Annotated in this window: 22 protein-coding genes; 12 read left to right on the top strand and 10 right to left on the bottom strand. The window is 46.8% G+C overall.

The features are described 5' to 3' along the window. Positions 1 to 64: 64 nt before the first annotated feature. The gene (locus LQ901_RS15935) at positions 65 to 661 is read right to left on the bottom strand and encodes a DUF1345 domain-containing protein (protein WP_081632844.1); all 597 of its coding nucleotides are present in this window, start codon (positions 659 to 661) and stop codon (positions 65 to 67) included. Between the two features lie 262 nt (positions 662 to 923). Then, complete coding sequence (locus tag LQ901_RS15930; RefSeq protein WP_152135605.1) at positions 924 to 1,910, bottom strand: LysR family transcriptional regulator; 987 nt, start codon at positions 1,908 to 1,910, stop codon at positions 924 to 926. Positions 1,911 to 2,104: 194 nt separating this feature from the next. Between LQ901_RS15930 and LQ901_RS15925 the strand changes: the two genes are divergently transcribed. Then, positions 2,105 to 3,361 carry an adenylosuccinate synthetase gene (locus LQ901_RS15925; RefSeq protein ID WP_084976745.1) on the top strand — a complete coding sequence of 419 codons (1,257 nt, stop codon included), beginning with the start codon at positions 2,105 to 2,107 and terminating at the stop codon, positions 3,359 to 3,361. Between the two features lie 491 nt (positions 3,362 to 3,852). On the opposite strand, the gene LQ901_RS15920 is transcribed toward LQ901_RS15925, so the two are convergent. Then, a complete protein-coding gene (locus LQ901_RS15920) occupies positions 3,853 to 6,072 on the bottom strand; it encodes a hybrid sensor histidine kinase/response regulator (protein ID WP_233672432.1) in 2,220 nt (739 codons plus the stop codon). A gap of 219 nt (positions 6,073 to 6,291) precedes the next feature. On the opposite strand from LQ901_RS15920, the gene LQ901_RS15915 reads away from it, so the two are divergent. Further along, positions 6,292 to 6,780 (top strand): hypothetical protein, encoded by a 489-nt coding sequence (locus LQ901_RS15915; RefSeq protein WP_152135603.1) that lies wholly within the window; start codon positions 6,292 to 6,294, stop codon positions 6,778 to 6,780. Between the two features lie 113 nt (positions 6,781 to 6,893). On the opposite strand, the gene LQ901_RS15910 is transcribed toward LQ901_RS15915, so the two are convergent. Both LQ901_RS15910 and LQ901_RS15905 read right to left on the bottom strand, forming a co-directional pair. After that, positions 6,894 to 7,133, bottom strand: a complete 240-nt coding sequence (locus LQ901_RS15910; RefSeq protein WP_010863149.1) for a hypothetical protein — start codon at positions 7,131 to 7,133, stop codon at positions 6,894 to 6,896. A gap of 263 nt (positions 7,134 to 7,396) precedes the next feature. Continuing rightward, the gene (locus LQ901_RS15905; RefSeq protein ID WP_152135602.1) at positions 7,397 to 8,509 is read right to left on the bottom strand and encodes a diguanylate cyclase domain-containing protein; all 1,113 of its coding nucleotides are present in this window, start codon (positions 8,507 to 8,509) and stop codon (positions 7,397 to 7,399) included. 345 nt (positions 8,510 to 8,854) lie between these two features. On the opposite strand from LQ901_RS15905, the gene LQ901_RS15900 reads away from it, so the two are divergent. Then, positions 8,855 to 9,253 carry a hypothetical protein gene (locus LQ901_RS15900; RefSeq protein WP_039045013.1) on the top strand — a complete coding sequence of 133 codons (399 nt, stop codon included), beginning with the start codon at positions 8,855 to 8,857 and terminating at the stop codon, positions 9,251 to 9,253. A gap of 97 nt (positions 9,254 to 9,350) precedes the next feature. On the opposite strand, the gene LQ901_RS15895 is transcribed toward LQ901_RS15900, so the two are convergent. Continuing rightward, a complete protein-coding gene (locus tag LQ901_RS15895) occupies positions 9,351 to 10,457 on the bottom strand; it encodes a tyrosine-type recombinase/integrase (RefSeq protein ID WP_152135601.1) in 1,107 nt (368 codons plus the stop codon). 561 nt (positions 10,458 to 11,018) lie between these two features. Here LQ901_RS15895 and LQ901_RS15890 point away from each other — a divergent pair. The 7 genes from LQ901_RS15890 to LQ901_RS15860 all read left to right on the top strand — a co-directional run bounded on the left by LQ901_RS15890 (position 11,019) and on the right by LQ901_RS15860 (position 19,775). Then, positions 11,019 to 11,423 carry a phosphate-starvation-inducible protein PsiE gene (locus tag LQ901_RS15890; RefSeq protein WP_010863153.1) on the top strand — a complete coding sequence of 135 codons (405 nt, stop codon included), beginning with the start codon at positions 11,019 to 11,021 and terminating at the stop codon, positions 11,421 to 11,423. Positions 11,424 to 11,591: 168 nt separating this feature from the next. Next, positions 11,592 to 12,164, top strand: a complete 573-nt coding sequence (locus LQ901_RS15885) for a hypothetical protein (RefSeq protein WP_233672431.1) — start codon at positions 11,592 to 11,594, stop codon at positions 12,162 to 12,164. 483 nt (positions 12,165 to 12,647) lie between these two features. Beyond that, a complete protein-coding gene (locus tag LQ901_RS15880; RefSeq protein WP_039045016.1) occupies positions 12,648 to 13,736 on the top strand; it encodes a calcium:proton antiporter in 1,089 nt (362 codons plus the stop codon). A gap of 327 nt (positions 13,737 to 14,063) precedes the next feature. Next, positions 14,064 to 15,608, top strand: a complete 1,545-nt coding sequence (locus tag LQ901_RS15875; protein ID WP_152135600.1) for a cyclic diguanylate phosphodiesterase — start codon at positions 14,064 to 14,066, stop codon at positions 15,606 to 15,608. A 387-nt stretch (positions 15,609 to 15,995) separates the two neighbouring features. After that, a complete protein-coding gene (locus LQ901_RS15870; protein WP_152118216.1) occupies positions 15,996 to 16,490 on the top strand; it encodes a hypothetical protein in 495 nt (164 codons plus the stop codon). Positions 16,491 to 16,596: 106 nt separating this feature from the next. Next, entirely contained in the window at positions 16,597 to 17,769 is a 1,173-nt protein-coding gene (gene macA, locus LQ901_RS15865; RefSeq protein WP_233672430.1) for a macrolide transporter subunit MacA, read from the top strand. Beyond that, positions 17,769 to 19,775, top strand: coding sequence for a MacB family efflux pump subunit (locus LQ901_RS15860; RefSeq protein WP_152135598.1), 2,007 nt, complete (start codon positions 17,769 to 17,771; stop codon positions 19,773 to 19,775). Before macA ends, LQ901_RS15860 begins: the two co-directional genes overlap by 1 nt. Before the next feature lie 70 nt (positions 19,776 to 19,845). Here the strand turns inward: LQ901_RS15860 and LQ901_RS15855 are convergent, their stop codons facing one another. The 4 genes from LQ901_RS15855 to phnW form a co-directional block, all read right to left on the bottom strand. After that, entirely contained in the window at positions 19,846 to 20,295 is a 450-nt protein-coding gene (locus LQ901_RS15855) for a YkvA family protein (RefSeq protein ID WP_233672429.1), read from the bottom strand. Between the two features lie 62 nt (positions 20,296 to 20,357). Then, complete coding sequence (locus LQ901_RS15850) at positions 20,358 to 20,978, bottom strand: glutathione S-transferase family protein (protein ID WP_233672428.1); 621 nt, start codon at positions 20,976 to 20,978, stop codon at positions 20,358 to 20,360. 383 nt (positions 20,979 to 21,361) lie between these two features. Next, complete coding sequence (phnX, locus tag LQ901_RS15845) at positions 21,362 to 22,171, bottom strand: phosphonoacetaldehyde hydrolase (RefSeq protein WP_047707557.1); 810 nt, start codon at positions 22,169 to 22,171, stop codon at positions 21,362 to 21,364. An 89-nt stretch (positions 22,172 to 22,260) separates the two neighbouring features. Beyond that, positions 22,261 to 23,442: a 2-aminoethylphosphonate--pyruvate transaminase gene (gene phnW, locus LQ901_RS15840; protein ID WP_233672427.1), complete on the bottom strand. Its 1,182-nt coding sequence runs from the start codon at positions 23,440 to 23,442 to the stop codon at positions 22,261 to 22,263. Positions 23,443 to 23,668: 226 nt separating this feature from the next. On the opposite strand from phnW, the gene phnR reads away from it, so the two are divergent. Both phnR and LQ901_RS15830 read left to right on the top strand, forming a co-directional pair. After that, positions 23,669 to 24,367 (top strand): phosphonate utilization transcriptional regulator PhnR, encoded by a 699-nt coding sequence (gene phnR, locus LQ901_RS15835; RefSeq protein ID WP_233672426.1) that lies wholly within the window; start codon positions 23,669 to 23,671, stop codon positions 24,365 to 24,367. 195 nt (positions 24,368 to 24,562) lie between these two features. Beyond that, positions 24,563 to 25,603 carry a putative 2-aminoethylphosphonate ABC transporter substrate-binding protein gene (locus tag LQ901_RS15830; RefSeq protein ID WP_230405873.1) on the top strand — a complete coding sequence of 347 codons (1,041 nt, stop codon included), beginning with the start codon at positions 24,563 to 24,565 and terminating at the stop codon, positions 25,601 to 25,603. The last annotated feature ends 42 nt before the right edge of the window (positions 25,604 to 25,645 follow it).

The following is a 25,645-nucleotide window of genomic DNA, read 5'->3' as shown; positions in this document are numbered from 1 at the left end:
TGATGATCGAAAGGGCGTGCTGCGTGGTAATCAGCGGCAATCTTTACGGACGGTAAAGCGCAATTTAGAACAGACTGGCACCAATATTTACAGACATACCCAGCACCGCCATATTGAAGAAAAACGATATCACTGACTGCAGTAATACCACCTTCCTCATCTCTTGCGATCCAATACACACATCCGCCGTTTGTGATGCAACCGCAATCGTAAATGAGAAGTACATAAAGTCCCAGTAACTTGGGATTTGTGTGTTATCAGGGAACAATAACCACGGATTCTCGGTATCGTTGTTGGAGTAAAAGATATGGGCGTAGTGCATGGTAAAGGCCATGGGCAGCAGCAACCAAGAGGAGAGCAAGGTCGAGCCGGTGATCATCAAATGCAGCAATCGTTCATCGCCGTGCATTTGACCTGCGGTGGCAAGCTGCAGAAGCATCACCAATACGCTGATACAGCAGCCAATGATCACAAATAAGATCACCATCTTCGCGCTTTCATCTTCTCTGCGCGTGGTTCGTTGAATATCGCGTCCTTTACGGTTGATAATTTTAATTAATAAGAAGCTGATATAAAGCCACGCGAAAATATTCCAGCTAAAGGTCAGACGCATCGTGGCCGAGAAATAGGGCAGTAGAGCAAAATAAAATAATACTGCCATTGATAGGGAGAATAAAAACTGCGGACGAGAGCGCAGATAAACGCGTATCTTACGATAAAGATGGTGTATGTGATGACTCATTGAAGATCTCGTTTTACCGGTATTGGAACCATTTTAAAATGTATAACAACTGTTGGCAGGGTAATGATATCTAGGCACCCCTGCAAACACTCTCTTGTTGCAACTTATTATTCACACATCCTCTACAGTAAAAATGCCAAGGCAGCTGCAGATTACAAATTTGTTCAGGAGTACGGCCTTTTCAAAGCGTCAGCGTGATGTCTTGTTTGATCTCTTCATCCACCCATTGCAGCAACTGCTTGATAGCGCGTGACAAGATTTGGTTTTGCCGCACGATATAGCCTAACCGGGTGCCGGGAAAGTGCGGTAATGCGGCGGTGGGCGAAGTCAGTTGGCGTTGTGGGCGCAATGAAAAAGACGGCACAATCGCAGTGCCGAACCCTGCCTCTGCCCAATCAATTTGTGCATCAACACTGCCCACTTCCATGACCCGATAGGTTGGCAAGCTCAATTGATGCAATGCCGAGTCAATAAGCGCGCGGGTACGGGTATCGTGTCCGAGTAAGATTAGCGTTGGACACTCGCTGGTGGCGGTATCGGTTGAGCTGTCAGACGCGCTATCCAGCCTGCCTTCGAAACGCTGCGGGCTTTGACTCTCTGCTGTTTGGGTTGCGGTCACAGCATCCGGTAGCATCGGTGCCTCGCGTAGCATGGCACTATTTTGACCCAGAGCGCACCATTGTACCGGTTGCAGCGGCGTGAAATGCAAAGGCTCACTGCGCTTTTGTGCTAGTACAAATCCCAAGTCGGCCTTACCGCTACGCACCAATTCTGCGGCTTGATCCGAGGTGGTGTTATACAAGGTCAGATCGATGCCAGGAAACTGCTGTTTAAATAACTGAAAAGGGCGAATTAACAATAAGCGTGAAATGATATCGCTGGCGGCAATGGCCAACGTACCTTGACTAAAATCGCCCAGCGCATTGAGGTCAGATTGACATAACTGCAATTCACGTAAGGTGTTTTCGGCGCTCAGCAGCAGCCGTTCGCCGGCTTGTGTCAGACGAAACGGATTACGCTCAATCAGTTTTACCCGTGTTGCGCGTTCTAAATTTTTGATGTGCAAGCTGACATTGGGTTGGGTCATGTGCAGCTCGGTGGCCGTTTGCCCAAAATGCTGCAATCGGGCCAATGTAGCAAAGGTATTCAACCAGTGGATATCCAGCATCATTGCCTCCGGCGCTTGTAACTTGGTGTCTGGCTATGTGCCCGTATTGTTCTCGGGCTGATACTTGCGTGTAGGTAGTATATCGAGAAATGCTCTCCCATATGGAAAAATTATTGGTTTGATAATTATAATTAATTTTTCTAATTCTCGGGGCCGCCGTAGGATAACCTCATTGCTTTCAAGGAGAATTGATTATGTCGTCTGTTGTAGTAGTAGGTGCTAACTGGGGTGATGAGGGTAAAGGTCGGATCGTTGATTATCTGGCAGACCAAGCGGCGGCCAGTATCCGTTTCCAGGGTGGTAACAACGCCGGTCACACGGTGGTAAACAGCTTCGGTACCTTCAAGCTGCACCAATTGCCAAGCGGCGTATTCAATCCTAACTGTCTGGCCGTGCTTGGCCCAGGCATGGTGATCAGCCCTGAGCCACTGTCTAAAGAGCTGGCTGAAATTCAGGCTGCCGGTGTGAATGTTAATCTGTGCATCTCTGATCGCGCTACCTTGTGTCTGCCGCTGCATGCGCTGGAAGATACCTTGGAAGAGGTGCGTCTGGGCTCTGGCGCATACGGCTCTACTCGTCAGGGTATTGCGCCAGCTTATGGCGACCGCGTGATGAAAAAAGGCATTCTGCTGGGCTGGCTGAAGCAACCAGATGTGCTGCTTGAGCGTATCCAATTCCTGCTGGATTGGAAGCTGCCACAGCTGAAAGCTCTGTATCCCGATTTCGAGTTTACCCAAACTGCCCAAGAAATGGCGGATTGGCTGCTGGATGTCTCCGCGCCATGGCGTGATGCGATTTGCAACGTAAGCGAGCCATTAAAAGCACTGCAAGCCAAAGGCGACAATCTGCTGTTTGAAGCGCAGTTAGGGGCTGGTCGTGACTTGGTATACGGCGAATATCCATGGACGACTTCTTCCAACGTAACCGGTGCTTATGCAGGTATTGGTAGTGGTCTGCCAGCGCTGCGTCCTGAGCGTATCATTGCTGTGGCTAAAGCGTTCAGCTCTTCTGTGGGGACCGGTACACTGATCACTGCTATGGAGCATCAGGATGCATTCCGTGAAGCGGCGAATGAGTTTGGTGCAGTTACCGGACGTCCACGTGATATGGGTTATTTTGACGCCGTGGCAACTAAAAACGGTATCGAGATCCAAGCGGCAACAGAAATTGCACTGACCAAGCTGGATTGCTTGAGCGGCATGCAAGATCTGAAAATTTGTGTAGCTTATGATGGCGACCACAGTGCTAACCCAATTTGGCCGCAGACTGCCGCATTAGCGCCAGTGTATGAAAAAATGGCTAGCTGGGATGAAGATATTACCGGTTGCCGTACCTTTGAAAGCTTGCCAAAAGCTGCACAAGATTACGTGCTGCGTATTGAAGAGTTGATGGGCGTGCCAGTGAAAATGATTTCTGTGGGCCCTGAGCGTGCACAGATGATTGAGCGTTAATTGATATTTGCTTAATCTAATTTAGATAAATAAAAAAGAAGTTCTCCCTTGGGTGAACTTCTTTTTTTACGCTTAAAATCAATACGGGTGACAACGCATGAAGCATTTTGCGATGACCTGAGTATTAAACCATCAGGTGTATGAGGGCAGCAGTAATGATTTTAGGCGTAAAAAGTACGCAAACTTCCATGATAGATAAAATTAATCCGATCAGCAGGGTAACTTGTACCAGTATTATTGCGATAGGACTTAGCTCATTCATCAACGCTAAAAGCATACATCACCTTCCATTGCTTATGTAATACGACTTTTACATCATGATAAACGTTTCCCTAGCAATAATATAACACATTGGGTCTTCTTAAAGTGAAATACACATTCAGCAAACCTTTGTTGCAGCCGATTAATAACTCTATAGATTAATGAATCAAGTTGTCGCATATTTGCTTTAACTAATTAAGCAATTCTTAGTGCAAGCTAAATTAGTTTAATTAATGCTTTCCTGTGAACCGTGTCATCTTACTGAATTGCAGTTCAGAGGAAAATTGATTAAGCGCGTCAAAAATAACCGGTTCATTAAGCGGTTTAGTGAGCACAAAGTTACAACCGGCTTTTAGCATCGCGTCTTTGGTTTCTTTATAAGCATCTGCTGTGCAAGCAAAGACCAAGGTGTTTGCAATGCGAGGATTGGGATGTTTTTTGATTGCCATGGTGGCGGAGATCCCATCCATCACGGGCATATGATTATCCATAAAAATGACATCAAATGCTTCTTGCTCGAGCAAATCCAGACACTCTTGTCCATTTTCTACACAGGTTACTTGATGTCCTTTTTTGCTCAAAAAGGTCTTCAGAATAACCGTATTCACTTTATTATCCTCTACGATAAGAATATTCAAATCGTCAATCATAGAGCCGACGGCAAGGCTTTTTAACGGACGCTGATTTTTGCCCATTGCCATATGTACATCAAATTTGACCTCCGTTCCTTGGCCGACTGTACTGTCAATATCAATGGTGCCATGCATCAGTTCAACTAGCTGCTTCACAATAGCCAGCCCTAGGCCTGTTCCACCGTAAGTTCGGCTGGTACTGCTGTCCGCTTGGGTAAACGGGTCAAAGATAGTCGCAATGCTATCGGGGGCGATCCCAATCCCAGTGTCGGTTACCCGGAAAAATAAGCGAAAGCCATTTTCGGCAAAGGTATGGCAAGGGTATTCAGCATCAAAGTAGATGGCCACTTCACCTTTTGCGGTAAATTTAATGGCGTTATTGACCAGATTGAACAAGATTTGCCGAATGCGTGATTTATCGCCGAACAGCCAAATATCACTGGGTACCGAGGAATAGATAGTGAAGTCTAACCCTTTTTCTTTTGCCAGCGGCGAGTAGGTGGATACCAGTGAGCCGACCACATCATTAAAGTTAAAGTGGTAGTGATCGATTTTTAATTTTCCCTCCTCAATTTTTGAAAAATCCAAAATGTCATTAAGGATAGACATCATGTGGATCCCCGAATCATAGAGGCTATTCAAGTGCTGAGTTTGTTCTTGGTTCAACGGAGTTTTCATCAGCAGCTGGGCTAATCCCAACACGCCGTTCATGGGCGTACGGATTTCATGTGACATGCTGGCCAAAAACGTTGATTTGACTTTGTCGGCACGAATGGCATTTAAACGCTCTTGATTCAGGATTCTGATCCGCTTGTTGATTTCATGCACCATGATGTCCATTTCATCACCGGCATGCAGAAATTGATTTTTGAGCGATACATCTTGTTTGGTTTGGGTCAAATCGTGCGTGATTTTTTCAATAGGTTTTACCAACCAGCGTGAGATTGCTTGATAAAGGAGGTACAAAAATAACAACGTGATCGGGACTGCAATAAAGATTATTTTTTTGATGATCGCAATGGCTTGCTGATCCACTTTATCTTTTGGGTAAGTGGCTAAAATTTGCCAGTCGCCACTGTGCGATTTAGATGTGGTTAACAGAGCATTAGGATCGGGAATAGCGTCTTGCCCTAAAATATTGTGCCCGTGACGGTCAATAATATAGAGCTGGCCACCAAAGTTGGTTTGTTCTTTTTGGATAGTTTCAGAGAGCTTTTTCAGCGAAATATCGAGTGTCACCACTCCGCGAAACTGATCATCAACATAGTAGGGTTTGGACAACGTTACCATACTGACGTCCGTCACAGGGTCAGTGTAAGGATCTGACCATTCGACAATATTTGGCCCTCGATACTTCACGCCAGCATACCAAGGCTCGTGAAAATAGTCTGGTGCCTGTGGGTGGTTGTAGTCCTCTAAAGACTCATAGCCGGCGTGATTGGCATTGTAAAAAATGGAGGATTTATATTGATCGCGGTCTAGAGCAAAAGGTTCTGGCCAGATCCCGCCACTGATAATAAACGTATTATTGTTTAATGATGTCAGCAGGGTATGGGTAATCTGGCTCAGAAGTGTTTTGGCCGGATATTCTGCGGCAAAATCGGCTAACGTGTTGATGGTTGGTAGTAGGCTGTCTAAATCTTGGTTAATCTGCAACGAAACGGTATCAGCTTTATTGGTGATAGTTTCTTTCGCGTGTGAGTAGAGTGGGGTTGTAATAAAAAAATAAAAGCCAATCGCAATAATACCGAGAAACAGCAAGGTATAGACGACAAAGAGTGTGATGACCTTTTTTCTGATAGTGTTGAATCCAAGCATCACGTTCCCTCGCGCAAACTTGCTCGCTTTCAGTATAAACATTAAGCAATGATATTAAAGAGCATAGAAAGCTTTTCTCATTGTGACGAGATGATTTATTCCATGATGCGGCGCAGACATCAACTGTTTAATATCGTTACATACAGAGATGTAGAAAAATGCTTAAGTATCAATAGCCTGTATTTTTTGATTTCTGTATATCTTGCACAGGATAATCATATGAAAGTCATTGCAATCCCAGGAAAAGTGCCTGCAACAAAAACGTGGATCCGTGAAGTAGTCGATGCGTCGCAGATCCCATCACTGGATCTCTATGTACATAGCTTTACTGCTTGGCAACATCCAGAGGCTGATTTCAATCTAGCGGCAGAGTTGCCGCACATGCCAAAAGCAAACTGTGACGTGGTAGTAGCCAAGTCAATCGGTACATTGGCATCTCTCAAATCACCGAATCTGGAAGCTAATCACGTTATTTTTATTGGCGTAGCCTTGTCACTGTACTCTGAAAGCGACAAACAGCTTCTACAGGAGATGGCGGCGAGCAAGCCGATGCTGGTAATTCAACAGACGGCGGATCCTTTTGGGACATTTGCCGAGCTTCAGGAATTGCTTGGCCAGCACGCAACCTGTGTCGAGGTTGCTGGCAATGATCACCTGTACAACGATGTTGATGAATTGGGCCGAATTATTCACGGTTGGCTAGGGTAATTACTTAGGAAAAAAAAGCTGCCGGATAGTCTGGTACGTCTATCTGGCAGCTTTTCTTTTTTATACATGTAGTTTTATATGTGTAGCGATGTGCGGTAACAGGCGACTGGCTATTAGATAAATACTTTCTTCCAGCACATGATACTGAACAGGAAAAAGGCGGCACCTAATATCCCGTAATCCCACGTTTCTGTCAGTTCGTCATTTGTCAGTACAGAATGCTGAAACACTGTGTTACCGGAATGGTAAAACATCATCAGCGATACAATAAACATGACACAACCAATCAGTTTACTCAGACCAAACTTGGTGGGGAATACGCCGAGCTTGTGGTTCTTTCGTTGACTTAACATTATTATTTTCCGAAACAGTGTGTGCTAGGTGTAAATACGTTGTGTAATTATTCTGATTAGTAAAGTAAACATTACACTTTAGCGGGTTGGACGATATTTTGAATGCCAAATATCTATTCCATTTTGGCGAATTTTATTCCTTGCTTTTTCTAGCATGAAAAGTATGCGGGTGCGCGCCAATAATGTAATTAAATATGTCTTATGACGTGATGTATCATTATGAAAGTGCCTGCACAGAGCGTGCAGACACAACGTGATGAGAGTTATTCGATAGTGGGGATGTTGAGTGCATTCAGCTCTTGTTCACGCAGCTCAGCAAAGGCGCTATTAATGTCGTGACGCGCTTCGTTACGGTGTGTTTTCGGCGGTAACTCAAGTGTGCGTATAGAAAAATGTACACTGTTATCAGTTGGTTGACCGACGCCCATTAAACCTAAGTTATCTACCTGCTGTAATACGCGCTGCTCCACAATTGTGGAGCCACTGAGCATGGTTTCCGGCAACATGATAACAAATTCATTATAGCCGTATCGAATTGCCGTATCGCGCGGACGATATAATGCACGGCGCAAACATTCGGCAGCACGCTCTAGCAATTGGCCAACGGCATATTTGCCAAAGGTGTACTCATATTGCTTGGTGTTATTTAAGCTGATGAGTAATAGGCTTAACGGTGTGCTATTGCGTCTGCCTGCCGCTAATTCAACTTCGAGTGCTTGGTCAAAGAATTTACGGTTTTTCAATCCGCACACGGGATCCAATAAACCTGCAATATCCAAATCTTTGCGTAATTGCTCTTTATCAAATTGATGGCGTATTGCACGCTTAAACCAATGTTGCAATTGCCACTGAAGCATCGGTAACAATACGATCAATAGCAGTGCTTGTGTTATTCCACTACTACCGGCATCGGAGAAAAAGAAGAGGCTACTGAAAAGAGCAGGTAGGAGCAGGGCGTAGCAAGCAAGTGGATAGATTGAGAAAAACATCACAGCAAGCAAACTACTGCTTAGAATCCCTAACTGTAGGATGTGGTCGGGATAGACCTTGACCAACAGTGGAGCCGCAATCAGAGTCAACAATCCACTGCCAATGGCGCATACGGTAGCATAAAACGGAGCATGAACGCGGTCGGGTAACAATTTAGTGCCCACGAATCCGCACAGTAAACCAGTCAAAATAAATGCAGAGAGCAGGGTGTAGATGCTGTAGCCCCAGATGCTTAGGTTGAGCTGGGCTGAGATATGCCAGGCAATAAAGTAAGCCGCAAACGTGCTGAGAAAGAGGATAATTTTGCTGCCGCGCAGCAACTGGTGATCACGTGCGTGATGATAATACTGAGTGTACTCAGGATTTATGTCATGGCTGAGGGTCATAAAATAGCCGTGCCCGGTTTTCGGTAAATTAAAAAAGAGGCTAATTATAAAGTAATCATTCAGTTACCACGACTGCTAGTCGGTAATTATCGATTAAGATCGCAGCTGCAATGTCATCACCATTAATATTAAGTCATCATACAAAGTGGTTTAATATTAGATTCCCCATTAGCACATTCACATAACTCTGGAAAAAGATGTGTTTATTCTCATAATTTCGTCAGGATTTACAATCCGTTGCATCTCTCTATTTTCAATAATCCGCATCTGATCCTACACTCAGAGACAACAAATCAATTGGATATTCTGGTGACTTTACCGGGATATCACCATGGAGTAGTAACTATGTCTAAGCAGTTTCATGACTTAACCTCCGAAACAAGCAAGATCTGGGGCAACCACGTATCAGATCCCGAAGCACCAAAAGGCTTTACCTTTCGCTCAACCTACCCAACGAATCCAGATGGGGTTGATGTGATGTTGGAGCAGTGGGAAGCGGGCGTTTATGAAGGCCCACATTTCCACCCTGGTGATGATATGACGGTGGTTGTTGAAGGTAAGATGTCAATTCAGTTTTACCTAGAAGGCGAGCACGGCTTAGAAAAAGACGGTGAGTTATTGATCCTGAATCAAGGTGAAACCGGTTATATCCAAGCTGGTCGTATTCACGATGCAACCTACATTGATCACTGCAAACTGGTCTATGTACACGACAAAGCGTTTGGCTATAACGTCGTAGAATAAAACGCAGGCTTGAGGATAGCGCGGAGTCACTATCCGCGTTGTCCTCTTTGTGTTTCGTGTCTTACCCGAGTTTATTTTCCTAACGATTTACACCACATCAACGCTTCAGCCTTTCTGTTACCATCCGATTCATTGGCAATTCTTGCATTGAAACGCGACGAATGTAGCGCATTACGGTTTGATCATTCCGCCACCGGCCTAAGCGCATGATTTCATGCACGCTAGCACCGTACACAAACAAGTCTATTGCGGCGCCGACTCGGGCGCTATGACCAGTCCACGTTTGGTAGCGAGAGGCATCTGCTGCGTGAATTGAATTTTGTAATTCGGCTCTAGCATCAGGATCAACTTGCCAATAGAAGAAGCGAAAAATATCATCCACAGTGCGACCCGACAGTTTTTTGCAGTTCTCTTCGCTATGGAATAACTCACCATTTTTTTTCAAACGCCGAAACAGATAGCCAGAAGACGAGAGTGGTAAGCCAAAATGCGTCATATAGCGGTGTAGCCACTGTGAACAGGGTTCACTCAGCAAGACTTCATTATCTTCCAGCGTTTTGGTTGTTTTCGTTTTTCTTACGCGAATGCTGTATTGGCGACCGGGTAGTAAATCATTACAGCGAATGTTGACCAGTTCAGACTCGCGTAACAAGCTTTCGTATGCGATCCACACGAGCAGCAAATCGCGCATCAATTTTGGATCGTCCGTATCGGCAAAAATCTGTAGCAATAACTCCAGATCATGCAAACGAAATGGTTGTGCCTGACCAATTTGCTCACCGGCATCCAGTGCGCGGTTCGTGGCGCGCCGCATGGCCCATTGAACGTGGGTGTGTTGCAGTAAAGAAGGAAAACCCAGTTTTTTATTCTTAAAATTCAACAAATTGATGTAAGTCTGTACCGAGTTAAGCGACATGCTTTCCGATAACTCATCAATATAGCGGCATAAAATATCGGGCCAAATCGGATACAACAACAGCTGCTGTTCGTGCCAACATTCGGTCGGCAAATCTGTTTGCTTAGCTAACCAATGCGCCCAGTGTTTTTCAGCAAAGTCCACCATCCGCAAGGTATTGGCGGAATAGGAATCTTCCGCGTAACGCGTGAATTGCTGATGGGCGGTCGCCATGCTACGCAGATGCGCGGGTAATGCATTGAAACTTTGCAGTTGCGACAACGCCTGTTGATGCTGAGATAAGGCCATATTTTGTCCGTTTTAAACCAATTGTATTTCGCGAATATAGATATAGGTTAGCCTAACTTTGTCAGATTTTACCATATCAAACCATTGACTTCATATAATTTACATTATATGAAGTTATTATAGTGCTGAGCGGATGATGAAAAAACATGCATGCCGCGAGCTTTGTGTCGCTGCTTGAATGTTTGCTACAGCACTTCTCACTTAATGGGTAGCTTGGCATAAGCCGAACACGGCGCAATAACACAAATGCAAGCTCTTGCCTCTTGGCTTCCTATGTTATTTGCCGTGTTAGTGGTTTTGCTAGATGGACCTTAGTCGGATCTTTTGTCCTGCTAGAAATAAGTGACATTGTCACTCGTGTTGATGCTAACACGCATTAGGTTATACGCTGAACACCGATAGGCAGCCGGTTATGCTTGGTTACAACCCATGTTGAAGTCGATACACAAAAAAGTGCCTACTTACATTCACGTGGGATGCTTTTGGCCGTTTTACCTGTCAAATACAGTATTGCATACGCTGACATCGCTTTGTGTCACACATTTCTAGGTACTGATTCTAATGAAAGACAAATTAACGGCCTATACGGTTGAGTTCTCAGGGCGCTTACAGGTCGCACTGAACATTTCACTGCTGGTTCTTTCAGTGATTTTGCTGGCCTTTTTGTGCCGCGATCTGTACGAGCTGGTTCTTTCCTTATTTAATGCCAATACGTCATATAACTCTATTGAAGGTATTCTGGTCTATTTCTTATACTTTGAATTTATTTCGCTGATTATTATCTACTTCAAATCAAAATATCACTTTCCCCTGCACTATTTTGTCTACGTTGCAATAACAGCAATAATTCGAGCGATTATTCTGACCCATGATAATTCAGTGCATACGTTGATATATACATTGGCTATTTTTATTTTGGTTGGGATATTGTATATCTGTACATCAGATAGATTAAAAGATGAATAATATCTCACACAGGATTTTGAATATAAGGCACCCTACAGGGTGCTTTTTTATGCGACATGATTACGATCACACTTTTCTTCAACCGAGATAGCATTCATAGTGTCACTCATCAACATTTGCTAGACTCACGACGCAAACGGTTACTAGACAACAATAACGAGCGTCGATATGAAATATATAGCATCATCTCTCCTGCTTGCCTGCTGCTCATTCAGTGCTTTTTCTGCTACTCCTATTGATATCAAAACTGTACCAGAAATAATGCAAGCGTTTGAAAAACCTGAAATCTATAGAAAGCGCACGGTAACGTTAGGCCGTCTTCCACAATCGGTTGAAATTGGGCAACAATTTCCCACTTACGTTTCTGATGGTAAGGGCGGCTACAAGCTGGAGACCACCAATAGGGTCACCGACAATGTGATTGTCGCGCGGATGCCTTTTGCGGTGGCGGGCAATATTTATAATGAATGGTTAATTCCTAAAGATAAGTGGCAAGAAACTTATGGGGAGCTGCCTACATCGACTAAATTTGAGCGTTTTAAAAGAATAAAGACGATTCAAGCGATTAAGATCGATGAGCGTATTTTGAAATTACTGAATAGCCAAGATGGAAAAGCAGCGACTATTGCAGTTAGCTGGGATCCGAAAGGAATGCAGGTTTTCAAAAATGGCTATTTAGCCGAGAGAGAATATGGTATTGCGCCAGAAGAGATGCAACAAAACTACGAACGTATAAAATAAGTCTCTTGGGTTTTGCATGATAAACCCGTGCAAAACCCTATTTTTCTCATTCTCGCCAATGCAAGATGACGCTCTTGCTTGCCAACAATTCCACTACTCAGTGCCGTCTTCTTTCTTATGTAACCATCATGTGTATTAGCTAAACCGCAACTAAATGCACATCACGTAATCACAGCTTACCGTGTCACAGATGATTTACATATGCTTAAATCAGTGCTATTGACGATAACAGATGAAAGGGGTTCATTTTGTTGCTTACTCTGATGCATGCAATACAACAGCATAAAGGCAAAGCGGGTTTGATTGCGATTTTTCTCTCTTGGGTCATCTTTACGACCGCGGCGATGCAAACTAACTTGTCAAATAGCCAAGAACGCCCGACATGGGTGACGTATGCGTTTTTGGGAACGTCTATTTCTACTTCGTACATTGCCGTTTTGATCCGTGAACCTTAATTGATGAACGCGCGTTGAGGACAACCTATTGAAACTAAAACTAAAACACTCTTCTCCACTCCTCTCTTTAGGTGCATTGGGCATTGTTTATGCTACCGGAAGCGACTCGGCCCTGATGATCGCATTCACGGCCATCGCCTTGATGTACGCGGTATTTTCTGCGGTTTACTATGCTGAGCGAATTGCGCATAAGGTGGGAGAACCGCTGGGCACATTAGTGCTGGCTCTGGCTGTAACGGTCATCGAAGTTGCGCTCATTATCTCTATCATGTTATCCGGTAGTGGCGACGGTAATGCTGGCGATCTCACCTTGGCCAGAGATACCGTGTTCTCTGCGGTAATGATTATTCTTAACGGCATTATCGGCTTTTGCCTGTTCATTGGTGGTGTACGCCATAATGAGCAAGGCTTTCAGGAGCGTGGCGCGAGCACGGCCATTGGAGTTTTGACGGCCTTATGCGTTTTAACCCTCGTACTCCCGAATTTTACCAGCTCTGCGGATGGTCCGGTGTTTTCATCATCGCAGCTGGCTTTTGCCGGTATTGTGTCGCTGGTTCTGTATCTGTCGTTCATTTTTATTCAGACGGTTAAACATAAAGAGTATTTTATGTTTAGCTCGGTTGAAGATGAGGTCAGTATTGAAGAGGAAAGCCATAGCCCTGGTGGCTGGTTAGTACTGGATATTTTTGCGTTGCTGGTGTGCTTAGTCTCAGTGGTGGGTTTAGCAAAATTGCTTTCTCCGACATTAGAAGCGTTTGTTTCTATCATTGGCGCACCACAAGCGGTTGTGGGGATTATTATTGCCGCCTTGGTATTAATGCCGGAAAGTATTTCCGCCTTTCGTGCGGCCAGAGCGAATCAATTACAAACCAGTATGAACCTTGCATTAGGCTCCGCATTGGCCAGTATTGGGCTAACTATCCCTACTGTTGCAGCAATTTTTATCTATCTGGATCAACCGCTGACTCTGGGGCTGAATACCAAAGAGACAATCATGCTGGCGTTGACTTTATTGGTAAGCACCCAAACCATTAGCACCGGTAAAACAACGCTCATGCAAGGGGTTACCCACATCGTGTTATTTGCTACTTTCTTGTTTATGTCGGTGTTTCCATAGCATTCAGCAATGCACTAGCATGCATAGCCATGATTTATAAAATAAGGTGCCTTAGAGCACCTTATTTTTTTCATGATTTTTATGTGTGAGCTTTGGCCTGAGTTCTTACTGTTAAATATCGCAGAAACAAATTGAAATACATCGTCAATCACGTGACGACACGGGGTTTGTTTGGTGCCATTTAATTGTTGATTGTTGTTATTTAACTCAAATAATTAAACCGTTTGAACAGGCTTTCAGAAAACCTTATGAAGAGACATCACTGTTAACGTATACTCATAAAAAATTTCGATCCCTTTGTTTTTCTTACTAGCTTGCTAAAAAAGAATGATTGAACTCGTTAAAAAAAGTCTGCTTAGTCGGATTGTCATTGCCTTTTTTGTTTTTATTCTGATGATTTCGGTCGGATGGATGGCAATTGTATGGCAAGCAAAAACTGAACTAAAACAAGAAACTGAACGTAGGTTGCAGATTGCAATAACCCAGTTTGATTATATTTTTGAGCGAGCAGAGCAGGCCGCTAACAATATCGCTTCGTCAGCAGACCTAAGCTGTTCTGATGCCATGGTAAAGAAGATGCTTTATCAGGTAATCACGATTCCTTATGTCAGGAATGTGAATATTGCTTTAAATAATAATATTTATTGCACGATCCTATCAGGGAAAAAAAATTCTGATTTTGAGCTAGCCAATTATTACGAAGGCAAATTGTATTTGATGAATGGCAGTTCAGTAACGCCGGGATCACCGCTGGTAGCCTTTCGCCAAACAGGATCTGAAGGGCTTGCTGTACTGGTGGGTATTGATGGTTTATATTTGCATCAGACGCTGAATTTACTCAGCAACCACTTACAGATAGTGGTACGTATTGGTAATAAGTGGATGACCGCTGATGGCGCTGTGTATAGCGGCCCTTTACCACAGAAGAAAATCACCCAAGTTATGGAGTCTGACCACTACCCGTATGAGGTACTGACGCAGATCTCCAGTCGTAAGCTGCTTTGGTACGCCATCAATAACTCTCATGCCAGTATCGCTGTCTTTATTTTGATTGGGTTGTTGTTCGCGTACATTACTTACCGTTATCTCAGCCGAGTGGTTTCACCGATTAGCATGCTGGCGCGTGCAGTAGAGCAAAATGAGTTTGTCCCTTACATGCAGCCGATTGTACGTAGCCAAGACTTTGGTTTGCATGGCTGTGAAGTACTGATGCGCTGGCAACATCCGCAATTAGGGTTGATTCCGCCGAATCAGTTCATTCCATTAGCCGAAGAAAGTGCGTTAATTGTTCCTATGACGCGTAGCCTCATGCATCAGGTGCGTACCATTTTCGCGGCGCAAGCAGCGCTGCTACCGCCCAATTTTCATTTTGGCTTTAATATCAGCTATACCCATTTCAAAAATAAAGACATTGTGACTGATTGCCGTGATTTTCTGGCAGCCTTTCCACAAGGCGCGATCACGTTGGCGCTGGAAATTACTGAACGTGAAATGATTACTGACAACCCGATGACACGTGAAATTTTCACTGAATTACACGAATTGGGCATTTTGTTTGCGCTAGATGATTTTGGCACGGGTAACTCTAGCCTTTCCTACTTGCAAACCTTTCACATCGATTCGCTGAAAATCGATCAAATGTTTATCAAGATGATTGGAGAAAATTCTCCCGCAGAACATATTGTGGATAATGTGATTGATTTAGCGAATCGCTTGAAGCTCATTACGGTCGCGGAAGGGGTTGAAACCATGACGCAGATTCGTCACTTGCAAGCACTGAATATCAATTTGTTACAAGGGTATTTTTTTGGCAAACCTGTCACGTGCACCGATTTTATAAAAAAACATCTGGTCGACAAAATCCATCAGTAATTTGAAATCAGTAGCTACATGATATGACAGCTAGTTTTAAATATTTTTTAAAGATGCATTCATAATGTCATGTAGCTACGTTGTTTGACATGCATCAACAACAGAATAAATATTCTTCGCATAATACTAATTATGCTTTGGCGTAATGCTGTTGAGTGCCAAAAAGGAAAAGGATTACATATCATCATGTTATTCTGAGCGTGCTTTGCCGCAAAAGGATCTATTTATAGAGTGAATAGCGCTATTCACCTGCTCATCTATAAACATCAGTAACTCGCAGTAATAATGTCACAGCAAAACCTGATTAACGTAACGGTGTGGCATATATAAAAATACCAGCTACGCTGTAAAGTGACACCCATAAACAAGAAGCTGCGGGATACCATCTTGGCTACAGATACTCATCTCTCATCGCCATCAAAACTGGCGTACCAATTGATTTTTGATCAATCGGGTAAAATTACGCGATGTCATGTTTCAACAGAACATGCTTCGCATGCGACTCAAGCTCTCGTTGCCCCGAGTGAATCAGACGAACCGGTTAAAGACGCACAAGATTTAGACGAGCTATACCAAAGTCTGGATATCATTTTCAATATGTCGATCAAGACGGTTTCTTTTGCCGCTACTCCGGCTTGTTTTCGCTCGGTCTATTTTAAGAAACTGCGCAAGCTGGCAGCCAAAGGCTGCGAGTTAGGTATTTCCTTTATTTTGAAAATCCCAACCACTTCAATACCACATAATGCACTGCAGTCGGTTAAACGACAGGTTAAAAATAGCAATATCGTTGTGCAAGAGTGCCAAGAGGAATCGGCGGATAATACTGAGCGAGCTTCACGTCCCTCTTCGTTGAACTGGTTATACGGCTATACCTCACTATAACCCATACGTCACGACAAGCGAAAAGCCCTGCCGAATCTTTGACCTTTCGATTCCGGCATGGCTACCCGTATAATGGCGCATCTCTGTTATATATGATGAATCAACTATGGGTCGCGCAACACCTCGCCGTAAACTCTTTATTGCACTGATTATCTTACTGATTCTGGTGAGTCTTATTTGGGGATTTTGGCCAAGCAGCGATAAGCAGACTTATCTGACCACTACAGTCGCCAAACACCATATTCAGCAAAGCGTACAAGCCACTGGCGTACTGCAAGCCTATGAGCAAGTGGATGTTGGTGCACAGGTCTCCGGGCAAATCACACGCCTGCTGGTAACCGAAGGTCAGCGCGTTAAAAAAGGTGACTTGCTGGCGGAAATAGATCCGAAATTGGCGCAGAACAAACTGTCCGCAGCTGAAGCCGATCTCATCAAAGCACGGGCGACGTTGCAAACCCGCGAGGCGCAGCAACGTCTGAATCTTCTGAATTTACAGCGCCAGCAAAAAATTTATGCACGCCAAGCCGGTTCGCAAACCGATTTGGACAACGCGATCGCCAACGAGGCAGTGAGCCGTGCTGAGGTCAGTACCGCACGGGCAGATATTACCGCCGCGGAAATCAATGTTGAAACGGCAAAAACTGAATTGGGTTATACCCGGATCACGGCGCCGATGGATGGCACAGTACTCAGTTTGGTCGCTAAACAGGGTCAGACTTTGGTGTCTACGCAGCAAGTTCCCACCCTGCTTAAACTGGCTAATCTGGATACCATGACGGTCAAAGCGCAAATTTCTGAAGCTGATGTCGCGCGGATCCGCGCAGGGATGCCGGTGTATTTCACCCTACTCGGCGATCCAGATACCCGCTATCAGGGCGTGCTGCGCAGTATCGAATTAGCACCCACTAATATTAATGATGCCAATACGACCACCTCAGGTACCACCAATAATGCCGTTTACTACTACGCACAATTTGAGGTGCCGAACCCCAAACACACATTACGCGTGGCGATGACCGCACAAGTCACCATTGAATTAGGCGAGCGCAACGATGTCTTGACCATTCCTCTATCGGCCATCACCGGTACGATTAGCGGTGATAAAGCGGAAGTGTATGTCTTAGAAAATGGCAAGAAAGTAGCTCGACCAATTACATTAGGCTTGCGTAATGATGTCAATGCCGAGGTTATCAGCGGTTTGCAAGCCGGTGATGAAGTGATTATTGGCAGTGAATTGCTAAGCTCAAACGGTATGCCGTCAGATGAGGAGAATCGCTGATGCAGCCGCCATTGATTGAGCTACGCGGTTTATCGCGCAGTTTTAGCCACGGCGATCAGCAGGTAACGGTTTTACAGCCTTTGGATCTGACGATTCATGCCGGTGAAATGGTCGCGATTGTCGGCACCTCAGGCTCGGGTAAATCGACCTTAATGAATTTGCTCGGCTGTCTGGACCGACCGAGCAGCGGACACTATTTTTTCCGCGGTCAAGATACTGCGACCTTAGATGCGTTAGGGCTTGCTGACCTGCGCTGTCACCATTTTGGTTTTATCTTCCAGCGTTATCATTTGCTCCCGCATCTGGATGCGTGTGCCAATGTTGAGATCCCCGCGATCTATGCAGGCCAAGCACGCCAGCCACGACGCGAGCGCGCCATGCAACTTCTGTCGCGCTTAGGCTTAGCGGATCGCATGCATCATCAGCCTGGTCAGTTATCCGGTGGTCAGCAGCAACGCGTCAGCATTGCGCGCGCTTTGATGAATGGCGCTGAAGTGATCTTGGCTGATGAGCCGACCGGTGCACTTGATAGCCAAAGTGGCCAAGAAGTGCTCGCTATCCTTAAAGAGCTGCATCAGTTAGGTCATACCGTCATTCTGGTCACCCATGATCCAGCGATTGCGGCCCATGCGGAACGGATCATCGAGTTAAAAGATGGTCGCGTGATCCGTGATAGTGCTGCGCAGCCTGCAAATTTGCCTACACATACTCCCTTACGCGAGCTACCGGCAGATGACATTACGCAGAGCATTAGCTCCGAGCAACCCGAGCTGACACCCGATACAACCGCAGCTCGACGTAGCAATAATACGCTCGACCGTTTGCAAGAAGCATTTCGAATGGCGTGGCATGCCATGCGTGCCCACCGGATGCGGACATTTCTCACCATGCTCGGGATTATCATCGGTATCACGGCGGTGGTCAGTGTGGTGGCATTAGGTCAAGGCGCACGGCAAAAAGTCATCGATGACATCAATGCCATGGGTACCAACACGATTGATATCTTCCCCGGCAAAGGCTGGGGCGATGAAAATGCCTCTGCAATCCGCACATTGAATGAACGTGATTTACGGGTGTTGCAGGAACAGCCATATTTGAGTGGTGCATCACCGAAAATAACGTCGGCGGCGCAAGTGCGCTGGCGCAACAAAAGCCTAAGCGGCTCGCTGTCTGGGGTTAGCCCAACGTTTTTTTCGGTTACCGGTCTGAAATTGGTGCAAGGACGATTATTTAACGCCCAAGACCTGTCGCAGCAAGCGGCAGTAGCGGTAATTGAGGAAAAATCGGTCCGTAGCTTGTTTGGTAAAACCGATCCGGTTGGTCAAGTGGTCGTCACGGGCAATATGCCACTACAAATTATTGGCGTTGTGCGCGAGGAAAATCGCTGGGGTGGCGCAGGTAATACATTGTCATTGTGGATCCCGTATACCTCGATGATGAGCCGAGTTATGACGCAATCGTACTTTTCACAAATTACCCTACGTGTGCGTGATGGTGTGTCGCCGCCGTTAGCAGAACAGGCCGTGACCGAGTTACTTACTCGTCGTCACGGTAGCAAAGATTTCTTCACCTACAGCAGTGATACCATTTTGACGTCGGTGAAGAAAACCACGGCGACCATGACCTTGTTGGTCTCTGCTATTGCAGTGATCTCTTTGATTGTTGGCGGCGTGGGCGTGATGAATATCATGCTTGTTTCCGTGGTTGAACGCACGCGAGAAATCGGGATCCGGATTGCGGTCGGCGCACGTCAGAGTGATATCTTGCAGCAGTTCATGATTGAAGCGGTGATGATTTCACTGGTTGGCGGTTTGATTGGCGTGGTGTTGTCTCTCGGGATTGGTGTGATTTTCGGCTTGCTGGTCAGCAGCATGAAAATGCAATTTTCCCTGTTGTCGTTGTTTATGGCCTTTAGCAGTGCCACCTTAATTGGCGTAATTTTTGGTTACTTGCCAGCACGCAATGCCGCACGTCTTGACCCGGTGGATGCTCTTGTGCGTGAGTAATGAGTGAGTTCTTCCCTCCTTCCAGTTTAAAAGCGGCTTTATGCCGCTTTTTTCTCACTGATATATTGCTTCATTCATCGCGGTCGCCAAACCACACTGAAAGCTTTTCCGTCGCCTGTTGCTTTACGCTCACATCCAGATACAACGATACGGACAATAACGCCGAAGCCAAAATGCTGACGTCATCGCTATACCCAATACCAGGAATAAAATCCGGAATCGCATCCAGCGGTAACACAAAATACGCCAGCGCAGCATAAATTGCGGTTTTCGCCCATTTCGGGGTGTCAGGTTTCTGCGCGGTGTAATATAGCCACAGGCATTTTTCCAGCACACTGTAACCGGCTTTTTTAGCCACGCCTTTTAGCTTGTGCCAAAACCGGCGCTCGTTGAAATCTTCAGCGCGCGCATAATCCTCTAACACCGGCTCACCAATACGTGGTTGCGCCGACTCTGTGGGCGATTTTTTCAGTAATTTCTGTAGACGCTGTTTAACCATTGCGTTAACGGTACCTTTCATACTGGAGAGTTCACTAAATCTTCTCCCCTCAGTATGCCTGATTTTTCACCGTGTTTAAGGTTCTATGATGCGACAGCTAAACATTGCGCCATGGTTTGATGACCAGGCTGCGCCTCAATGCGCGCTAACCATGCACAGATCTGGGGAAATTCACGTAAGTTAAATCCGCCCTCATCGGCAACATGGGTATACGCGTACAAGCTAATATCGGCCAGAGAGTAATCTTCACCCGCAAGATAAGGCGTGCGCGTTAGTTGCTGTTCCATAACCGATAACGCTTGGCGACCACTCGTTTGTAAAGCCTGATATTCATCACGTCGGCTATCCGGCATTCCCAAATAGCGCGCGATAAAGCGAGCCACGGCGATACAAGGCTCATGGCTGTACTGCTCGAAAAACTGCCACTGCAAAACTCGCGCATGCGTTAATGGGTCGGTAGGGATCAGTGCTGAGCCTTGCGCCAAATAGTGCAAAATGGCATTCGACTCAGAAAGATATTCGCCATTTTCCAATTGCAGACAGGGAATTTTACCGGCGGGATTCTTGGCTAGAAATTCTGCACTTCGTGTTTCGCCACTTAATACATCCACGTGTTGCCACTGATGCGGAATCGACAGCAATTGCAATATCAGTTTGATTTTATAGCAGTTGCCAGACAGTAGATCGCCATAAACGGTCAGCATATGTCCTCCTTGACATAGGTGAAGTTTGCTGTGGTTGATCATGAATCAACTGGCATAACAGTAACAAACCATTTACATCAACACCAGCCAGATGTACCGCTTGTGCAAAACCCAAATGTTATGCGCTATTCCCCTTTTTCACTGTAGCGAAAAGGCAATAAAGATCCTGATAAGCAGAGTTTAGCGATGATGTTTGCGCGCCTTTGGCGCGTATAGGATGTAGGAATTAATATTTGGATGATGACTTAATTGATTGTGTTCTGCACCAATGAATAACTAGCTCGCCTGTAGTAAAAACTCAATAATCTAAAACTCAGCGGCAGTGTGATTATCTCCCGCTGAGATTCCAAAAGACTAATTCAATCAGGTAAACCGTATCGGCATTATGGCCGTTCACCCTCAGCCAACCGGCGATTAATATCCGCCAAGACCGATTCAATTTGCGCTAACGAGTCAATCACATAGTGCGCTCCCGCCTGCTGTAAACGCGAGGTTGCGCTAGCACGACGCTGTGCTATGAGCTCTGCAGACATGGCGTTAAACTCAGCTAACGATGCTCCAAACTCATTACCGGTGATGCTTAGGCCGACAGTCCACATCCCCGCATTGCGCCCTTCCACAATACCTGGAGCAGAATCATCCACTTTGACACACTGCCAAACGCTCGGCAGCCCCAGCGCGATGACATTCGCCAGAGCCATCCACGGTCCCGGACGCCCGCCGGCGGCTAAATCGTCAGTCGCCACCCAATGATCCGGTCTATAACCGCGCTCGGCCGCGGCCGGCACCAGACGCTCCATCACCGCACGCGGATAGCCAGAGCACGAACCAATGCGAATACCCTGCGCTTGTAAGCGCTGCAGCACCGGTAACACATCTGGGATCAGGTCGGCATAGCGCTCTACCGCTTCAATTTGCAGTGGCATGAACGTGGAGTAGATCAAATCGACATCCGCATCCTGCATCGGGCGACCAAAGCGGCTACGCCAACGTGCGTCCACCTCCGGCAAGCGACCGACCGCTGCGATATGATCCCATTTACCCAATCCCATTGGCTGACGTGCTTCCTCCAACGACACAGGGAAATCAAACGCGCGCTCGAAAGCTTCCATAAAAATTGCCGTAGGCGCAAACGAACCAAAATCGACCACAGTCCCCGCCCAATCCAGTACTAATCCTTTTACCTGTGACATGCCCTTTCCTTTAGATCTAAAAGTGAGAAATAGCGTGCTGCATCAGCAGTAATGCAGCATTGGCTTGCAGTTCATAAAATCGCGGTTAGTTAAATCGTGGCATCTTGAACCACCGGCATCATGGCCGGTACTGCACGCGCCATGGCTTGCAGTAAGCCGCGAATATCGGCCTCATGCACATCACCAATGGTGCCAATACGAAAGCAATCGGCTTGCGATACTTTGCCGGGATAAATCACAAAGCCCTGCGCTTTAAGCGCCTGATAAAAATCAGCAAAGCTATATTCAGGGATGGTGGGGGAATAGAAGGCGGTGATCACCGGCGAATGCAGCGCTACGGGCAATAAAGGCGTAAAGCCAAGCGTCTGCATCCCCTGCACCAACAGCTGCTGATTACGACAATAGCGCTGATAGCGCGCAGCGATACCGCCTTCCAGCATCAGCTCATGCAGTGCCTGCGCCAAAGCCAAAACCGTGTGAGTCGGCGAGGTAAAGCGCCATTTTCCGTGCTGCGTTTCCATGGTGTGCCACTGAGCGTACAGATCCAGCGCCAACGAACGCGCTTGGCCACGACACCGCAGTAATGCCTCGCGCTCGGCAATCACAAACCCGAAGCCCGGCACCCCCTGCAAGCACTTATTCGCCGAGCTAATCAGAAAGTGGATCCCAAGCTGCGCCATATCCAATGGGATCCCGCCGAAACTGCTCATAGCATCCACAATCAGAGTCAATTTGTGCTGACGGCACAGCGCCGCTACTTCACTGAGTGGATTCAGCATGCCGGTGGTAGTTTCACAATGCACCATCGCTACATGGGTGATCTCATTGTGACAACGTAACAGATGCTCAATCTGAGCAAGATCCGGTAATTCAGTTTCACCACAGCGGTACAGGTAATGCGCCAGCCCTAACACCGCGGCGATCTCGCCCATCCGTTCGCCATAGGCACCATTACAGATGATCAAGACACAATCTTGTGCGCCAATGGCAGAACCCAGCACACTTTCGACCACATACGAGCCCGAGCCTTGCAGTAACACACTGGTAAAGCGCGCCGGATCTTGCGCGGCGGCCAAGGCCGTCAAGGTATGCCGGATCGGCTGTACCACGCCCTGATTGTAATCCACATCCCAAGTACAGCTGTCATACAGCATTGCTTCTTTAACGGTTGCCGTGGTGGTTAACGGGCCGGGCGTTAACAGCAGATAATCCGCTTGTGGCGCTTGAGCGCGTATATGCTGCTGTCCAGTCTGGTGCACGGGGTGATTCATTTTGATGCCCTCTGCAATGAGATAGGTTGTCGCGCTAATGGAAAATACCAATCTGGTATATACCAGTTGTTTTTTATTGTGCGGGGAGTCGGCAGGAACGTCAAAGGGGCAAGTGCAACTGCAACAAAAAATTCATCAATACGGCCATGGGCAATCGTGGCTATAATGCTGGCCTGAGTACGACAGCCTGACGCGGGCTAGCCTTTAGCTGACTTACAGGATCATCATGACCAAACCTCAGTATCTGCGTATCAAAGATGAACTGACTCGCCAGATCCATGCCGGCGGGCTGCACAAATTGCCGTCAGAGCGTCAGCTGTGTGAACTGTTCTCGACCACCCGCGTGACGATCCGCGAAGCACTGGCGCAATTAGAAGCGTCCGGCCTAATTTATCGGCAAGACCGCCGTGGCTGGTTTGTTAGCCCACCGCGCCTGCGACTCAATCCACGCGTTACCTCGAACTTTCACCAAATCGTGGCCGAACAAGGCGGCGAGGCTAAAACCGAGGTTCTAGATGCAGCCCGCCAGCCGGTGCCGCCGGCCTTACGTGAACGGTTGGGAATGAAGCCAATGGAGACGTTGTTTGTGATCCGACGGTTGCGCTTTCTCAATGGTCGGGCGGTCTGTTATTGCGAGAACTACTGCTTACCGCAGCAAGTGCCGGATCTGCTCAGTCATAATCTGGCGGGGAGCCTGACGGAACTCTATCGTCGCCATTACAATCTGGAATATGCCAGAATGCAGGTGCGCTTTCGACCAACGGCGTTACCTGATGATGTAGCGAGCTTACTGGCGGCAACTGCCGGTTTACCGGCACTGCATCTAGAGCGATTGAACTACGACCAATTTGGCCGCGTGCTGGATTTTGATATCGAATACTGGCGTCATGACAGCTTAGAGATTGAAGTAGATACGGCCGATTAGGCCGTGAGATGCAGCGGGTTTTGTCATCGCTATAACAGGCTTGCTTTGGTATCGGTCATTGATGCTGTCAGTACGGATCGCTAAGTTGTCATCCCCCGATCACGCCGCTGTCATATTCCTTTTCTACCCTCTCCCTCAGTTATCTGGTTTATACCAATTTACCCAGTCTAATTATCCATCTAGGGAGAGAATTTCATGTCACACCCAATATCGGCGTTACTGTCACGTACTTTTTTCAGTTCTATGCTGGCCATTGCCTGCAGCACACCGGCCTTGGCGGCAACGGAGCTGACCGTGTACACTGCTTTTGAGCCGGAGCAGTTAGCGGAGCTTAAGCGCAGTTTTGAAACTCAACAGCCTGATATCCGTATCAAATGGGTACGCGACTCGACCGGAGTGATCACCGCCCGTCTGCTGGCAGAAAAAGCGCGTCCGGTAGCCGATGTGGTATGGGGATTAGCGGCCACCAGCCTGATCCAGCTTGATGATGCCGGCATGCTGGCCGCCTATGCGCCGAAAGGGCTCGAGCAGCTGGATGCGCGCTTTCGCGATGCGCGCGAGCAACCGCGCTGGATTGGTCTGGATGCCTATTTCAGCGCACTGTGCTTTAACACGGTGGAAGCACAAAAACAGGGCATTCCTGCCCCCACCAGTTGGGCTGACCTGACCAAACCTATCTACAAAGGCAAGATTGTGATGCCAAACCCCGCTTCATCAGGCACCGGTTATTTGAGTGTCGCCGGTTGGATGCAGACCCAACCCCAAGATCAAGCTTGGGATTACATGCAAAAACTGCATCAAAATATCGACCGCTACACTCACTCTGGCTCAGCACCGTGCAAGTTAGCCGCCAGCGGTGAAACCGTTATCGGGATTTCGTTTGATTTTCCTGCCACCAGCCTCAAAGCCAAGGGCGCGCCACTGCAAGTGATTTTCCCTAGCGAAGGCTCGGGTTGGGATATGGAGGCTGCCGCGATTATCGCCGGCACACCGCGTGAAAACGCCGCGCAGCGCCTGATGGACTTCGCCGCATCGGCAGAATCTAATGCGCTGTATGCCAAATCGTTTGCGGTGGTCGCTCGCCCCGATCAGGCCAAAGCCCACCCAGGTTATCCGCAGGATATCGCCGCACAGATGATCAAAAATGATTTTCAGTGGGCATCGCAAGCGCGCTCGCAGATCCTAACGGAATGGAGCCAGCGCTTTGATGGTAAGAGCGAGCCGAAAAAACAGTAATTGTGCCTTCATCCTAGGCTGAGCATTTACACATAGTGAGCG

The organism is Plesiomonas sp. PI-19, from assembly GCF_021368255.1.
In the GTDB taxonomy this organism is placed as follows: domain Bacteria; phylum Pseudomonadota; class Gammaproteobacteria; order Enterobacterales; family CAMTGL01; genus Plesiomonas; species Plesiomonas shigelloides.
The sequence above is the reverse complement of the archived record's forward strand: the minus strand, read 5'-3'. Positions and strand labels throughout refer to the sequence as shown.